Genomic DNA, 15,083 nt, shown 5'->3' on the forward strand with positions numbered 1-15,083 from the left:
ACAAAGCCAGGAGAACGGCGTGCCCTTTAGAATGTTTTGTCGAGTCCTGGGGGTGGTGCTGTGCAGCACCGCACTGACTGTCTACTTCGCATCTCGTTCAATCGGCACAGTAGTCGTCACGACCCTGGCTTGTTCCCTGCTCCTTCAGCTGGCGTATTTCGCAAGCGTGCTCTTTCTGATCTGGCGGTCTGGCTGCGATAGCCGAGTTGGCCAAAGGGCTGAGCATTTCGGCAGTTGCAAGGAAGTTGGATCCGAGCCGCCAGACCTTGATGAGGTGACGAATGATTCCGCAGATTTGCTCCAGCGCGATCAAATGCTAGCCATATCGCTGCTGCCTTGAGGTGCCATGACAAGGTCGGTGCTCAAGCTGGCACCGCTTTGGACCAACCGTAATATTGAGCAGATATTCGAAGGCTACTTTGCGTGAGAAGTCGATTGGCGACCGCAATCCGGTCATTCTAGTATTCCACGAGATGCAGTTCTTGAATGCCATACCATCGTAGCCCTCTCGCAGTACGCCGGCGTGCGGTTGCAACTCTCAATGACCCTGGAAATAGTAATGGGACTCTTCGGCGCCGGATAACGCAGATGACCTCAAACCAAAGACACCTCTAGAATGACTCATGCATGGCCAATTCAGCTCCATCGCGTGTTGCCGGAGAGAACATGCTGGAAAAGTTCGAACGTTATCCGCTCACCTTTGGGCCCACGCCCACTGAGAAGCTCGACCGCATCTCCAAGCATCGGCGGCGTGCAGTCCAACCACACGCGGATGGTCGCCGCGGTCGTCGCCAAAATCGGCATGAAATGTCTCCTGGTCAAGAGAGCTGGGTGCCACATGAGGACGCCATCTACGACCGGGTCGGCAACATTCTCTTGAGTCGGATCATGGCAGCAGAAGTGCGCCTTGTCGACGAGGGCTTCGATATCGGCATCCGCCGTAGTTGGGAACAGGCGCTCAATGAGGTCAAGTCAAGGGGCGGCAGGCCCTACGCGATACCGGCCGGGGCCTCAGTTCACAAATATGGCCGGCTTGGGTACGTCGGGTTCGCGAAGGAGGTGCGCGCCCAGCTGAAACAGCTTGGGTTTGCCTTCGACTACATTGTCGTTTGCACGGTCACGGGCTCGACGCATGCCGGCATGCTCATGCAAGGGATGATCGACCTCGTCCAGAAAGGCTTCTTTCCAGAGGGATCGAGGGTGCTCTACCCGCACCTCGGCGGCGGGCCGGCCATTAACGGTTACAGTTCACCTTCCGCAACGGCTGACGCTCGACACATTGCGATTTCGCCGTCCTGCGTGCCGGCGATGTGCCCAAAGTTGGTTCGAGGGCCGCCCAGCAAACCCAGGGAGCCGGCGGTTAATTAGCCGCTCACGCGAAGCGGACTGATGAGGAAATCAGTTCGCTGAGAGTATGATCGTGGAATATTAGATTAAGGCGATAGACCCGAGACCCTAAGATAAGTAATTAGATGTGCATAGAGAAACAACTTATATCAATTGAAGCAACTAAGCTGTTGCATGTGAAAGTTCAGGATTGGCCAAGTGCGCCAGAAGAGTGGAGGAATATACGGTGATCTTACAGGAACTGGGCTCTGCCATTCCGGGCGGCAGGGTGTTAGAAATAACGACGACCACCGGCTGCATCGTCGGATGTTCTTACTGTCCGCAGGACAAGTTCGCCCGTCGGCAAAGGGCGGTTTCTCATGTGAAGCATCTTCGTCTTGAAGACTTCAAGCGATGTCTGGCGCGCGTACCAACTTCCGTTGACATTAGTTTCGCCGGATACTCCGAGCCTTGGCTCAATCCCGATTGCACCGAAATGGTCGAGCACGCTTACGCCAGAGGCCATAGCATCCGGATTTTCACGACGCTTGTAGGAATGAAGGGGCGGGATCTACACCGCTTGCAAGCGCTGCGCTCAAGGGTATTCGTGGTCCATGTTCTCGATGATGGCGCATACATGAATAGCCGTCTTGTCGGAGACAAGTATCTCGCTTTGATTCGTGAAGTGGTCGACACAGACATCGCCTCGATTCGGTTTATAGTCCTGGGCGAGGTCCATCCGGATATCGCCGGGATAATCCCCGCCGAAGCGCTAGTTCGCGCGCGGCCTCTGAGCAGCAGGGGTGGAAGCGTCAATCCGAAGGTCGTCGAACCACGGCAGCCAGTCGTCGACGCGCTGACATGCGTTGACGGACGGCAGTATCGAAATGTTCTTCTCCCAAACGGTGACGTTACGCTCTGCTGCATGGATTTTGAACGGCGACACGTATTGGGCAATCTTCTGCGCGACGAATACGCAGATCTTTTTGAAGGGCCAGTTTTTAGCCAAATCATCGACCGCATGGATGGGACGGATGGCTTTCTGCTTTGTAGGATGTGCGAATATGCCCATCCAAAGGCGTCCGCATGCTGACTGGAGGTCGGCAAACCGCCTGAAAACCCGAACGAATGTCGATCCTCTTGAGACTGCACAAGGCAGGCCGCCTCCATTGCCTCGCGTAAATCCGGTCGATGGAGTAGTCCCCTATTTTTACGCGGCTTCGACAGATCCTGTGGTCGCATCTCCCAGCACCAGCGCGGCTACGTCGCTCGCTCGCTACAGCGCTGTTGAGGGCGCGCTCGCTAGCGGCTTAGCTACCGCCGAGCTACACTACCGGCCGGGCACGACGGTTCGTGTTGCTGCCGAAGGCCTGCAACACCTTAACATGCTGCTGAATGGCAGAAGCGCTGTCGCACATGAAGCGCCGCCAGCGCTAAGCCTAGATTGGTGGGTAGGCGCTTTCGCGGGCGATGAGCGGATAAGTCAACTACCAGATGCCGTAGTATCGCCGCCTGCTCCAAAACTCTAGACTGAGTTCGTCCAACGCGTAGACGAGAGATAGCGCCATGGAGAGAAACATGAATACCGTCGAGGTTCCGAAGTGCGTCAGTGCAGCAGTGAGCTGCCGCGCGATTCACGGCTCTATTTTGTTGCGGAACTTTTGAGGAGCGTGTCGGCATTATAAAAAGATTCCTGGGACGTCACGACCTTCCAAAGTTCCTTCGGGGCCGTTCTGATATTCTTGTGAAACTGAAGAACGAGCGCGACCAACGAAACGCATTTAATCAATCTCTGGCTGCACGCAACGCCTACAAAGAGGCACTATGAAATGAACACCGACGTTTTCACGACTTATGAGTCTAACGTTCGTCGCTACGCGCGGTCGTTTCCCACAGTCTTTACGAAAGCCCTTGGGGCGACAATCTGGGACGAGGCCGGCAAACCATATATCGATTTCCTCGTAGGTTCCGGCGCCCTCAATTACGGACACAACAACCAAAATATTATTGCGCCAGCAATCGAATACCTGGTTGGTGAGAACATCCTTCTATCGCTCGATATGTATACGGTGGCAAAGCGTGAATTCATTGAAGTGTTTGTGGATTCGATCCTGAAGCCTAGAGGCCTTTCATACAAAATACAATTTCCTGGCCCGACCGGCACAAACGCTAACGAAGCGGCACTGGCCCTGGCGCGAAAATATACCGGCCGCTCAAGCGTCATGGCCTTCACAAATGCGTTCCACGGCATGTCGCTTGGCTCTCTGGCGGTGTCGGGGTCGGCGTCAACCAGGGAACTGGGCGGCGTTGCTCGCCACGATGTCATCCGTGTCCCTTACGATGGATATCCGAGCAAAGCTTTCGATTCCGCTAGCTACATCGACTTCGTTTTGGGCGACGCAGGGAGCGGCATAGAAAAGCCGGCCGCAATCATTCTGGAGACCATTCAGGCAGAAGGCGGCTTGAACACTGCATCTGCTGCTTGGCTCACAGAAATTCAGCGCATTTGCCGCAAGCACGGTGTTGTTATGATCGTCGACGACATCCAGGCGGGTGCGGGACGAACGGGCGAGTTCTTCTCATTCGAGTTCGCGGATATTGATCCCGACATCGTCTGCCTTTCAAAGTCCCTAAGCGGATCAGGCAGTCCGTTCTCCATCGTTCTGATTCGCCCCGACCTGGACATTTGGAATCCCGGAGAACATAGCGGGACCTTCAGGGGCAACAATCTCGCCTTCGTGACTGCAGGGGCGATGTGCAAACTGTGGTCCGACACGCAGTTCACTGCAGGCGTTCAGGGGACAGCCGCCAAACTGCAAAGACACCTGGACAGCCTTGTTGCCAAATTTCCCACGTGCGTCGAACAAAAGCGCGGCCGTGGTCTGATGGCCGGTCTGAAATGCCGTTCACAGGCCGTTGTCGGCCGTGTGCACGATGTCGCATTCGAAAATGGCCTGCTGATCGAATCTTCAGGACCAAATCGCGACGTCATCAAAGTCCTCCCACCGATAACCATCACCGATGACGAACTCGATCATGGCATCGCCATCCTTGGTCACGCACTAAAGGAGCAAGTCAATGAACACTAACCAGGTATCCCAAGCCCCAGCCACCTCGCCTGTTGCGATCAGAGAACGAACCGGCTTGATCAGCACTGCGGACATCATCTCAGTCCTGAAAGGTGAGATAACCGCCCTGCACATCAGGCAAGCGTTCAGCACCGAAATAGCCGAGGAGATCACCGCGAACTTCAGTGGCAGTCCCGGTCTCAAGGAGCGTAGGGATGGCGTCCCCGGACAATATGTCGGCGCATCCCACTACAGGAAGGATGCGGCGACCTATTTCGCAGAGGCGGAAACTTCGCGACCGTATATCGACGCCCTTTTTGAGAATCTGGTTGATCCGGTCCGAGCATTGTTCGACGCGTTGAAGCGCGAGCTTCGCAAACTGGGCATTGAATTGCGGCTGGCCCGTTCGGAGCACGGTCAGGCTAATGTTTGTCGCGCTCTCAGTTGGTCTGGCAGCGGAACATTCTCCTTGGACCCCCACGACGACGTCGCTCAAGTGTTATGTGCTGGGAACGATTACGAGCTTTCTGCGGTGGCGCACAACACCGTCGCAGCACTCAACTTCTATCCCAGCATGCCCGAGGAAGGTGGCAATCTGCGGCTCTGGAGCCACAAGCCGACGGTCACCGACCGAAAGTCGCAAGGTGTGGAGACTACGGGCTACCCCTATTCGGCAGCCTATCTCGAGGGCGTCCCTTGCCGCGATTTCCAGCTCAGGGCGGGGGATATCGGCCTGATCGACGGCGGTTTCGTTCACGGGGTCACCGGTCAATCGGGCAACGGAAAGCGTCGCCTGGTGCTGAACAGCTTTTTCGGTTTTGCTCGCCCGGATCTTGTTCTCTGGTGGACCTGAAGTTGGATGTCGCAGTGACAGACCGCCTTCCGCTGGCACTACAATAACCAGCATCGGCCGCATTAAGACAGAGTCGGCCGACTGACAGGTTCAAGCGGCGACATTCGCCGCGACTTTCCACTCTGCCATGGTCTTCAAGCGGTGAAGGCGGGTAGCAAAGGCAGAGCGGTGGGAGCGAGGTGGAACGAAGAGGTTCCTGACCGCGGAGAACACTGAGGTGAACCGCTGCAGGCCTCCAGGCGATCGAAAGCCCTACATCGCCCGCTCTCGCCCCCGCAGGGGCAGATGAGAATTCTCCGCCCGATTATTCAGACCTTTGTGCGAGCAGTGCGCGGCCGGCGGCATGATCTGGCGATGGGCGGCGGCATAACAGCCGACCTAATCGGTGATCATCCGGCGGGGGCTGCCCTGCTTCTTCAACAGACGCTTCAGCAAACGCTTGGCCGCCTTGGTGTTGCAGCGCGTCTGGACGATGTCATCGAGCACGTATCGTCCTGATAGACCGCCCGCCACAGCTAATGCTTCGGGCCGGAGATGGTGATGACGACCTCATCCAGGTGCCAGACGTCGCGGGGACTTGGCGTCTTGCGCCTCGGCCTTGGCGGGATGGCCTCCGCCTCCGGACCTGGCCGACCAGAGCAACGCCGACGATCTCAGTCGCGACGAATGGCTTGGCCTGATGCTCGATCGTGAAGCCCCCATGGGTGCCGACAAGCGGCTGACCAACCGTCTCGCCGTTGCCAGGCTGTGCTTTGTCGACGCCTGCATCGAGAACATCGACTTCGCCGCGCATCGCGGGCTCGACCGGCGCAATACGCTGTCGCTGGCCCAAGGCGCCTGGCTGAAGGCGCATGAAAATCTCATCATCACCGGGCAGACCGGCACCGGAACGACCTGGCCGGCCTGCACCTTCGTCAGGCCGCCCGGCTCGACCATTCCGTGCTCTACCTGCGCATGCCGCGTCTGTTCGAAGATTTCGCCGTGGCGCGCCTCGATGGCCGCTTTCCCCGTCTCATCGACAAGCTGGCTCGGGTGCAACTGCTCATCCTTGACGACTGGGGCACCCACAGCCTGACCGACCAGCAGCGTCTCGATCTGCTGGAAATCTTCGAGGAACGCTATCGCCGGAAATCGACGCTGATCACCGTGCAACTGCCGATCGCCCAGTGGCATGCGCCGATCGGCCAACTGACAATGGCCGACACCATTCTCGACCGGATGATCCACAACGCCCATCGCCTCACCCTCGAAGACGACAGCATGAGAGAGTAAAAAACACCGCCGCTCTTGACCAACGCCGAAATACGGCAAAATCAATCGCTAATGAGTTCGACCAGGCAACCGAGGACCGACCCCATCCTGCTGTCCGCGACTTAGTGAAACGACGATCCCGCGCTAGCAGCATTTCCTCGACCATACGCAAGCTCAAGGGGAGCCTGTCAGTAGAGCCGGACTGCATTGGCGATGATCTGCGGCGGAAAACGTTGGCGCTTGTAGCTGACGGTCCCGGTGTTCATGCCATCGGGTCCATGCCGCAAATCACTGAACGCGAGTTAAGTTGATAACGCCGGGCAGACGCTTGGGGGCGATCCGCAATTGAACGGCCAATTGCCAGCGCTCAATTGTCCTATATCCGACGACTGTGGGCCAAGTAACATAGCAGTGTTGGGCTATCATATTGCTTCGGAACGATTTCTCCGTTGGCACGGTACATGCGTCATCCTCTACAAAGGCATAGCCAAGGAGAAGTCGTCCGATGGACACCCTGACCCGAAACTCAGGCGAGGTAAAGGTGGCAGCTGCGATATTGCCGGAGACGCTACTTGAAGACCGAGGGGCTTGCCGGGGACATTTGGAAGATCTGGCTGCTCGCAAAAGTTTCGTTACCGTCAATGCACGCCATATTACACAAGGGACTGTTGGCGCGGTTACCCCCGAGCAAATCCGAACTAGTATCATTAGTGCGGGCCGCTACGTGGCGCGGCGCCTAGGGCGTGCACTGTCCGGGCCTCCTGGGTGGACTGCTGGAAAGGTGAAGATGGCACCTCGGTCCTCTCCGGCGTGCGGAAGTGCATGCGAACCAGACGGTCGGGATAGGCAATCTGCAGCCCAGTCAATCTCCTCCAGCGTCTTTGTTGGCAGTGGTACGCTCGCAATCAGTTGCGTTCAGCTGGCAATGGAGATGGGCCACGTCATTGCTGCGGCCCTGTGTAGTGACGCGATATTCGCGGATTGGGCGGCTCGCGCCAACATCTTGTGCATTGCGACTGTTGAAGAGCTCTCGACGTTCCTGAACACCGAGCCGGTGGATTGCATTTTCTCCGTTGCCAATCCGCTTATGTTGCCACCGGACGTGTTTGGGCGAGCGCGACGAGGTGCTTACAACTACCATGACGGTCCGTTGCCACGATATGCAGGCACGCACGTGACGTCCTGGGCGCTTCTGGCGCGGGAAACCGAACACGGCGTCACCTGGCATCGGATCGATGATGGTGTTGATACGGGTGACGTCGTGGTTCAGCGCCAAGTGCTGATTGGTCCAACCGACACGGCGCTGACCCTGAACCTTAAATGTTATGAAGCCGCAATCGAGGGCTTCCGCGAGCTCTTGACTGGCCTCGAGAACGGGAAGCTTACGGCCTATCCGCAGGCGCTGGAGAACAGAAGCTATTTTCCGAAACGTCGACGCCCCGATGCTGCGGGCTGTCTGCGATGGGATCGATCCGCGCAAGAGTTGTCAGCGATGATCCGTGCCCTAGACTTTGGCCCGTTCCATTCCAATCCAATGTGTCTGCCCAAGGCTCTCGTAGGCGATGAGGCTGCCACAGTCAGACGCCTGGAGGTGTCGGCTCGACGCTCGGAAGTTCCGGCCGGCTCCCTGCTTGAAGTCCACTCCAGCCATTGGCGTGTGGCGACGGGTACAGAAGATCTCGAAGTTTGCTTTGGCGGCCCCGATGGCCAGGTGCTGGACGCGCGAGCCCTCGCCAGGCACTCCAATCTGGATGAAGGCAGTCGCCTTCCGACCTTGAGCGATGAACAGGCGCGGAGCCTGACGGCTGCACATGAGGAGATAGCGCCTTCAGAGGATTTCTGGCGACAGCGGCTGGAGCAGTTTAGACTATTGCATCCTCCTTACCTATCGTCGTCCGTGGCTGAGGCGCCACCCAGATGGCAGTCGAGTTCGTGGTTCATTGCAAATGCTTTGGCTAAACTGTCGCCACTCGATCGCTCGGACTATTTGGTAACGGCTTGGCTGATCTATCTCGCCCGCATCACGGGAGAGACAGAGCTGCAACTGGGATGGACGCCTGCATCGGATGGATCGCAAGCTGGCTCCAAAGCGGTAGAGGTGTTGATCGCCTCTGTCGTCCCGATGCAAGTTACCATTGACCTAGCACATGACTTTGAAGAAATGCGCAAAACGGCCGCGGTCGAATTCGCCCAGCTGAGGGCGCACGGCAGCTTTGCCCGGGATCTTGTCGCGCGCTGCCCGACATTGCGAGGTGTGGAGGCGCTACGGTTACGCCAGCCCTGGCCGATTGGCATCGCAATCACGACGGACAGCTGTTCCGTCGCTGGCGATCCGAAGACGGGCCGCAGAGCTGGCCCAGCCCTATGCGGCAATTTGCTGACCTTTGAGGTTTGCGCTCTGGATGGGAGCTTTCGCTGGCATTTTGATGCCACTCGATTAGCGCCGAAGCAGATCGACAGCATCACCCAGCATTTGCAAACTTTGTTGCATGGTGTGATGGCCGATGCGGGGCAGCCGGTCGGCCGCATCGACATCCTACCGGCCGACGAACGCACGTATCTACTGGAGCAGTTGAACCGGACGGCGGCGGCCTATCCTTCGGAGCGGTGCATCCACGAGCTGTTCGAGGCGCAGGTGCAAAAGGCGCCGGAGGCGGTGGCGGTGGTCTGCGAAGATGAGCGCGTAAGCTATGGCGAGCTCAACGCGCGGGCCAACCGCCTGGCCCGTCATCTGATGGCGCTTGGGGTGAAGCCGGACCAGCCGGTGGCGATCTGCTTGGAGCGCAGCCCGGCCATGATGGTGGGGCTTTTAGCGATCCTGAAGGCTGGGGGCGCCTATCTGCCGCTGGACCCGGCCTATCCGTGCGCGCGGCTGCGGCAGGTTGTCGACGATGCCGCGCCGCGGCTGCTGCTTTGCGATGCGGCCGGCCGAACCGCACTCGGGGCCGAGGCGCTGGACGATGTCAGCGTGGTCGATCTGGATACGGCGACCCCGGCCTGGGCCGAGTTGCCGGCCTCGAACCCGGACCCGCGCACCCTTGGCCTCACCGCGCGCCATCTCGCCTATGTGATCTACACCTCAGGCTCAACCGGAACCCCAAAGGGCGTCATGGTCGAGCACCGGGGGGTGGTGAATCACACAACTTGGCAGGCGGATCGATTCCGGCTTGCTGCCCACGACATTTTCTTGCAGCGAACCTCCCCCTCTTTTGATGCCGCGGTTTGGGAGCTATGGACAGCCTTGTCGATTGGGGCCCAATTAACTCTTCTCCCCTTCGACAGCCAATTAGATGTCCGAGCAATTCTGGATATAGTAAATAAGTATCGGGTGACAGTACTTCAGTTGGTTCCGTCGCTGCTTTCGGCATTGACAACGGGTGATGACGTTCATCCCAACCAAGTCCGTAGTTTACGTTACACATTCTGCGGCGGAGAGCCGCTCCGGAATGAGCATGTAGCTAAATGGCTGCAATTGGCATCGCGGCCACTTGTCAATCTCTATGGGCCTAGTGAGGCAACGATTGACGCGACAGCCTGGGTGTATTCCGCTGGATTAGACAGGCCAGTTGTGCCGATCGGGCGTCCGATAGCGAACACGCGGGTGTATCTTCTGGACGGTCAAGGTGCGCCCGTGCCGTTTGGGGCTGTGGGTGAGCTTTACATTGGCGGGGCAGGTGTTGCGCGTGGCTACCTGAACCGCCCCGAGCTGACGGCGGAGCGGTTTCTGGCCGATCCGTTCAGCGATGGGGCAGGCGCGCGGATGTACCGGACCGGCGACCTGGCGCGTTATCTGCCGGACGGCAATCTGGAGTTCCTCGGCCGCAATGACGACCAGGTGAAGATCCGCGGCTTCCGCATCGAGCCGGGCGAGATCGCCACGCGGCTTTGTGAGCACGACCGGGTGCGTGAGGCGGCGGTAGTGGCGCACGAGGACCGCGCCGGCGACAAGCAGCTTGTCGCCTATGTGGTGTGTGGACCCAATGCCGGCTCGGACGAGGACGATGGAGGCGGGCTTGCCGCCGCCTTGCGCGCGCATGTGAGCGGGCGGCTGCCGGACTACATGGTGCCGGCTGCGTACGTGCGGATCGAGGCGCTGCCGTTGACGCCGAACGGCAAGCTCGACCGCAAGGCACTGCCTTCGCCGGCCGACGACGCCTATGCGCGGGCGGCCTATGAGGCGCCGCGCGGCGAGATCGAGACGGCGCTGGCACAGATCTGGGCGGAGCTTCTAGGTGTCCAGCGCGTCGGACGCCATGACCACTTCTTCGAGCTCGGCGGCGACTCGCTCTTGGGGGTGCAGCTACTCAGCCGAGCGCCAGATCTTGGACTGAAGTTTAGCTCGGCTGATCTCTTTCATGCTCCTGTCCTGAAGGAGCTTGCATCAAAAGTCGAAATTGACTTTCACCGTCATAGACGTGGCATTCTACCCATTCGTGCGGCGGGATCTCAACCGCCGCTCTTCTTTGTTCCCGACGGTTGGGGCGATTGTTCCTATGTCACCAGTTTGGTAAAGGAAATGAACATAGACTGTCCCGTCTACGCTCTGCCATGGCCGCCCTTCAATGACCTTGGCTCACCAACTCTTGAGGCGATAGCCGCGGAGGTAATCATTGCTATCAGAGAGATCCAGCCACTGGGCCCATACCGGTTTGCTGGGTACTCATCAGGGGCAATCTTGGCTTATGCGCTTGCCAAACATATGTTAAGTTGCGGGGAAATCGTACCATTCATGGCCTTCATTGATGTAACGCCACCTTCAACGTTATCGAACATCTCGGATGCACAAGCTGTAGCAGAGATGATCTTTGAATATCGTGGGTCATTAGATGATGATAAGTCTGAAGTGTTGGATGAATTTGCTAGTAAAAGCTCAGCTGCCCAATTGCTCGAGAAGGCGCAGCAAATTGGGGCAATCGTTCCACAACGCGATTTTTACGATGACGCCTTGAGGTGTGCCTATTTTCACAGGGCACTACAATCGTATCGAGTTCCGTTCCTACCAATTGAGATACATCAGTTTTATGCAGCTGATCCCCTCAGCCGTAGTATGAGACTCGCCGAGAGCTCAATTGGCCCAGAGGCAACATCGCTCACGCGAGGCTGGGACCGCATTTTGAGTGTGGCGGCCATCCATGCAGTTCCAGTTCCAGGCAATCACAACACGATTATGACCTACCCAGAAAACCGCAAAATTCTGGCACGCGGTTTATCAAAAGCCTTAAACAGTTTGCCGACAACACACGCTGAGTAAGGGTGACGATGACGCTCTTGCCTGCCCCCTGCTGAGTAGATGCTATGGGGAGAGCGGCGAGCGTGTGGCGTCCTCCGGCGCTCCAAGATCACCATCAGAAGGAGCGCCCCATGTCGCAATCTTTTGACGAGAGCCAGTCCCTCACCTCTCTGGAGCAGGATAACACACGATCATCGCCGTCATCGAAATGAGCCAGGCGAAGTGGCTCGCCGCCGCGCTTGTTCCAGGTCTCAAGCGCCAGCCCCTCTAGCAGGGTTCTCTGATTGGGCTTCGTTGAGATCAAGCTCCTCCTGAGGTGTCGCCTAGCTGCTCCATAGGGAGCGCAGCCTTCCTCCTTTTGAACGAGTCATCCTGTACACTGGCTGAGTTGGGCCGGAGCGTCCAGCACCTTCGAAAAGCTGCTCATGATCGTCTTAAATCGCTGCTCACGATCCCGCAAAATCATTGCTTATGATGCCGTGAATTCCGTGCTCGCCATCCGGTCAAATCCGTGCTCACGACCGTCTGAAAGTCTGAAATACGTAGGTATACCGCGCGGCAATCGACGGGATCGTTCTGACAATGGGGTCGGTCGAGACTGGTCAATCGCCACCTGCGTAATGGCCGGCTCGAGAGATTTGCGAACCATACGGCCGCAACGAGATTTGCGCTCACCATTCAGACGTCGGGAAATTGAGCGACCATCCCCTGCCCATGGAAGGCGCGCCGAACCCGGGCAATTGGTATCCACCGACTTTATTTCCACGCCGTCCGCTCGCCACGACGAGCTGGTGGTCGCAAATCAAAGCATCAGGGGTCAAAAATTGGACGCCGATTCCCCAGCTTATGGAGTGCGCCCCTCGGACCGGACAGGGTCAAGCCGCAGTTTTGACCATCAGCCGGGCGTGTTGGTCCTCGAACTGTTGCGGGCTGAGATAGCCGAGCGCGCTGAGTGCAATCGGCGGGTATTGTAAACCTCATCAATGAAGCGGGGAAGGTCCTCAGCGACGTCGGCGAAGGTTTCGTAGGCCATCGGATAGACGGCTTCGACCTTCATGGTCTTCATGAAGCTTTCCGCTTTCGCATTATCGTAGGGATTGCCGCGCCGGCCCATCGATCCAATAAGATCGTGCTCGGCGAGAACGTTGCGGTAGAGGAGTGCGGCATATTGCCACCCTCGGTCCGAGTGATGGACGCAGCCCGGCGGGGGTTTTCGTCGTTCGATGCCGCCTTCAATGCTGCAACGGTCAAGCGCGTGTCGATCGACCGACAGTTGGCATAACCAACGACCTTGCGTGACCAGGCATCCAAGATGACCGCGACGTAGAAAGCCCGCCGCAATCGTCACGTATGTTATGTCCCTCACCCAGAGCTGGTTCGGCCCGTCGGGTGTCACGTTCTTCGACAGGTTCGGGAAGATCGGCAACTCGTGATCGCTGTCCGTAGTGGCGATGAAGCGCCGCCTGATCCTGGGTTGCAGATCGTGCTCGCGCATCATACCTTCTTGTGGTTGACGACGATGCCGCGCTGCCGCAGCGCCGCCTGCATGCGGCGAGAGCCGTAAGCTTCGAAGCTGTCGGAGATCTCACCCATGGACTCGACGAGCGCTGTGTCATCCACCGCGGTTTCGGGCTGATCGTAGTAGGTTGATCGCGCGATCCCCATCAGCCGGCATCCTTCAGCGATCGAGACACCGCGGGGCCGGTGATCACGGATGTAGTCCCGCTTCTCGGACGTGGTCCGCTTTTCAGAGCCCCCCTTTTGAAACTCAATTTCCAAGGCTTGCCGGCCTACCAGCCGCTCCAGCGCTGCGATCCGCGCCTCATAGGTCTGCATCGTGTCGGCCGCCGCCACGTCTTCGTCGAAGGAGCCGGACTCGTATTTCTGAACCCAGATGCGGATCAGGTTACGCGCTAGTTCATACCGCCTGGCGAGACCATGCAGCGTCTCGCCGGACGGGAACTCCTGCACCACCTGACGTTTGAACTCGATGCTGTGCGTGCGATAAGTCACCATGGGCTTCCATCCTCCGAAACCCCGGCTTCCAAGTCAATTCTGCTAGTTCACCCTGTCCGGTCCGAGGGGCGCACTCCATTCAATTTTGTGCACGCCGATTCACAGTGCCGCGAGCTGGCGCGGCATGGACATCTCCCCGAAAGCCCAATGCTGCGCACTAATGTGGCATTCACGATGGGGTACCCGATGCGGGTGCTACATCCTGCAGCAGCGTCGCCACGGCGCGAAACGCAGCAATGTCGACACGGGGGGCGGCGCCAACTTGCCAGGCGGCACTCTAGTGCCCCACAAACATCCAAGCTGGAACCTCCAGCCACCGATCGGATCCCGAAACAGAGATATGGGCCAGGCTCCCGGCCCAAGGATGCCGCGGGTAAAAAAGCTCGTGCTCCGCGATCCCGTGCGCGTTCTGTCGGCATGTTATATAACGAGCACCGGCCGCACACGAGCTGCGCGGCCGTACCCCGAACGTTTCAGTCCTCTTTCCAGAACGGACCACAAGGAGAACAGAGCCAGTTATGATCGAGCGGCAACATCACCTTCTACGTTAATTAACGTCTTGGCACCTGGCCGACCATTTTACAAAGCTGCCCAGCAGGTGAGTATATTGAACGCGCGCTCGCTAAGGAGTTGTCGCCTTGCTTTCGTTGCACGATGCTGGCGTCCATCATCGTTGCACATAGGAGGTTTTCATGACGTCGCGTCTCGAAGCGCTGAAAGGCAGATGCCGGAAGCATGGGACCCGCAGAGGCAGAGATCTTTCCTGCTTCGTCTTAAATGGAGGCATGTCGTGAATGATGCACTCGATTTCTCAAAAGAACCGTACCAGATGCCCCAACCGCCGGCCATCCGTCCCGACTTATTCTTGTCCGGAGCCCTTGATTTGGATGCGGACCAAGATGCATGGGTCCCCCAGGCTGACGGCGTCTGGTTCAAACCGCTTCTGCTTTCCGTTAGCGAGGGATACTACGTTAATTTACTCCGAGTCACGAAATCCGGAGTTCTTTCTCGGCACCGCCACAGTGGTCCGGTTCATGCGGTAACACTTCGAGGAACGTGGCATTATCTGGAACACGATTGGATCGCCAAGGCTGGCGACTATGCTTTTGAACCGCCGGGCGAGACGCACACGCTCGTAGTGCCTGACGATTGCAGCGAGATGATTACGCTATTCCATGTAAGTGGCGGCTACGTCTACGTTGATCCTCAGGGCGTGGCTTTGGGATACGAGGACGTTTTCACCAAAATCTCTGCCGCCACGCGTCACTACAAAGCGCTCGGTCGAAGTGCTGGCTACGTAGAGCAATTTCTTCGTTAGCAACTCCCATCCCGTCTGCCG

General features: G+C 58.0%; 8 protein-coding genes and 4 pseudogenes. 8 read left to right on the top strand and 4 right to left on the bottom strand.

Annotated elements, in window-relative coordinates; translation table 11 throughout:
- The first annotated feature begins 31 nt into the window (after positions 1 to 31).
- From NKK52_RS30165 to NKK52_RS30185, 5 genes and pseudogenes are all read left to right on the top strand, one after another.
- Positions 32 to 340 carry an exopolysaccharide production repressor protein gene (locus NKK52_RS30165; protein ID WP_245263142.1) on the top strand — a complete coding sequence of 103 codons (309 nt, stop codon included), beginning with the start codon at positions 32 to 34 and terminating at the stop codon, positions 338 to 340.
- Between the two features lie 326 nt (positions 341 to 666).
- Positions 667 to 1,268, top strand: a pseudogene (locus NKK52_RS30170) (pyridoxal-phosphate dependent enzyme).
- 305 nt (positions 1,269 to 1,573) lie between these two features.
- On the top strand, positions 1,574 to 2,419 hold the full coding sequence (locus NKK52_RS30175) for a radical SAM/SPASM domain-containing protein (protein WP_084634021.1): 846 nt from the start codon (positions 1,574 to 1,576) through the stop codon (positions 2,417 to 2,419).
- A gap of 736 nt (positions 2,420 to 3,155) precedes the next feature.
- Positions 3,156 to 4,415: a diaminobutyrate--2-oxoglutarate transaminase gene (gene ectB / locus NKK52_RS30180; RefSeq protein ID WP_023684959.1), complete on the top strand. Its 1,260-nt coding sequence runs from the start codon at positions 3,156 to 3,158 to the stop codon at positions 4,413 to 4,415.
- On the top strand, positions 4,405 to 5,247 hold the full coding sequence (locus NKK52_RS30185; protein WP_031204260.1) for a 2OG-Fe(II)-dependent halogenase WelO5 family protein: 843 nt from the start codon (positions 4,405 to 4,407) through the stop codon (positions 5,245 to 5,247). Before ectB ends, NKK52_RS30185 begins: the two co-directional genes overlap by 11 nt.
- 90 nt (positions 5,248 to 5,337) lie before the next feature.
- Here the strand turns inward: NKK52_RS30185 and NKK52_RS30190 are convergent.
- Positions 5,338 to 5,837 (bottom strand): annotated as a pseudogene (locus tag NKK52_RS30190) (IS6 family transposase); the annotation flags it as partial.
- Between NKK52_RS30190 and NKK52_RS32300 the strand changes: the two are divergent.
- Positions 5,788 to 6,519 (top strand): annotated as a pseudogene (locus tag NKK52_RS32300) (ATP-binding protein). The pseudogenes NKK52_RS30190 and NKK52_RS32300 sit on opposite strands and share 50 nt — an antisense overlap.
- Positions 6,520 to 6,637: 118 nt before the next feature.
- Here the strand turns inward: NKK52_RS32300 and NKK52_RS30205 are convergent.
- Positions 6,638 to 6,764 (bottom strand): annotated as a pseudogene (locus NKK52_RS30205) (IS6 family transposase); the annotation flags it as partial.
- A 665-nt stretch (positions 6,765 to 7,429) separates the two neighbouring features.
- Between NKK52_RS30205 and NKK52_RS30210 the strand changes: the two are divergent.
- Positions 7,430 to 11,749 carry an amino acid adenylation domain-containing protein gene (locus NKK52_RS30210; protein ID WP_198031527.1) on the top strand — a complete coding sequence of 1,440 codons (4,320 nt, stop codon included), beginning with the start codon at positions 7,430 to 7,432 and terminating at the stop codon, positions 11,747 to 11,749.
- An 874-nt stretch (positions 11,750 to 12,623) separates the two neighbouring features.
- On the opposite strand, the gene NKK52_RS30215 is transcribed toward NKK52_RS30210, so the two are convergent.
- Positions 12,624 to 13,223, bottom strand: coding sequence for an integrase core domain-containing protein (locus tag NKK52_RS30215; RefSeq protein WP_198031525.1), 600 nt, complete (start codon positions 13,221 to 13,223; stop codon positions 12,624 to 12,626).
- Positions 13,223 to 13,744 carry a transposase gene (locus tag NKK52_RS30220; RefSeq protein WP_023684950.1) on the bottom strand — a complete coding sequence of 174 codons (522 nt, stop codon included), beginning with the start codon at positions 13,742 to 13,744 and terminating at the stop codon, positions 13,223 to 13,225. Before NKK52_RS30220 ends, NKK52_RS30215 begins: the two co-directional genes overlap by 1 nt.
- Before the next feature lie 829 nt (positions 13,745 to 14,573).
- Here NKK52_RS30220 and NKK52_RS30225 point away from each other — a divergent pair.
- A complete protein-coding gene (locus NKK52_RS30225) occupies positions 14,574 to 15,062 on the top strand; it encodes a 2,4'-dihydroxyacetophenone dioxygenase family protein (RefSeq protein WP_033000473.1) in 489 nt (162 codons plus the stop codon).
- Positions 15,063 to 15,083 lie beyond the last annotated feature (21 nt).

Source organism: Mesorhizobium sp. C277A (genome assembly GCF_040324395.1).
In the GTDB taxonomy this organism is placed as follows: domain Bacteria; phylum Pseudomonadota; class Alphaproteobacteria; order Rhizobiales; family Rhizobiaceae; genus Mesorhizobium.

Bases quoted from the DNA above. Each gene is read 5' to 3' on its own strand.
- NKK52_RS30165 (WP_245263142.1), top strand. From the start codon at position 32: ATGTTTTGTCGAGTCCTGGGGGTGGTGCTGTGCAGCACCGCACTGACT.
- ectB (WP_023684959.1), top strand. From the start codon at position 3,156: ATGAACACCGACGTTTTCACGACTTATGAGTCTAACGTTCGTCGCTAC.
- NKK52_RS30185 (WP_031204260.1), top strand. From the start codon at position 4,405: ATGAACACTAACCAGGTATCCCAAGCCCCAGCCACCTCGCCTGTTGCG.
- NKK52_RS30210 (WP_198031527.1), top strand. From the start codon at position 7,430: ATGGGCCACGTCATTGCTGCGGCCCTGTGTAGTGACGCGATATTCGCG.
- NKK52_RS30215 (WP_198031525.1), bottom strand. From the start codon at position 13,223: ATGCGCGAGCACGATCTGCAACCCAGGATCAGGCGGCGCTTCATCGCC.
- NKK52_RS30220 (WP_023684950.1), bottom strand. From the start codon at position 13,744: ATGGTGACTTATCGCACGCACAGCATCGAGTTCAAACGTCAGGTGGTG.
- NKK52_RS30225 (WP_033000473.1), top strand. From the start codon at position 14,574: ATGCCCCAACCGCCGGCCATCCGTCCCGACTTATTCTTGTCCGGAGCC.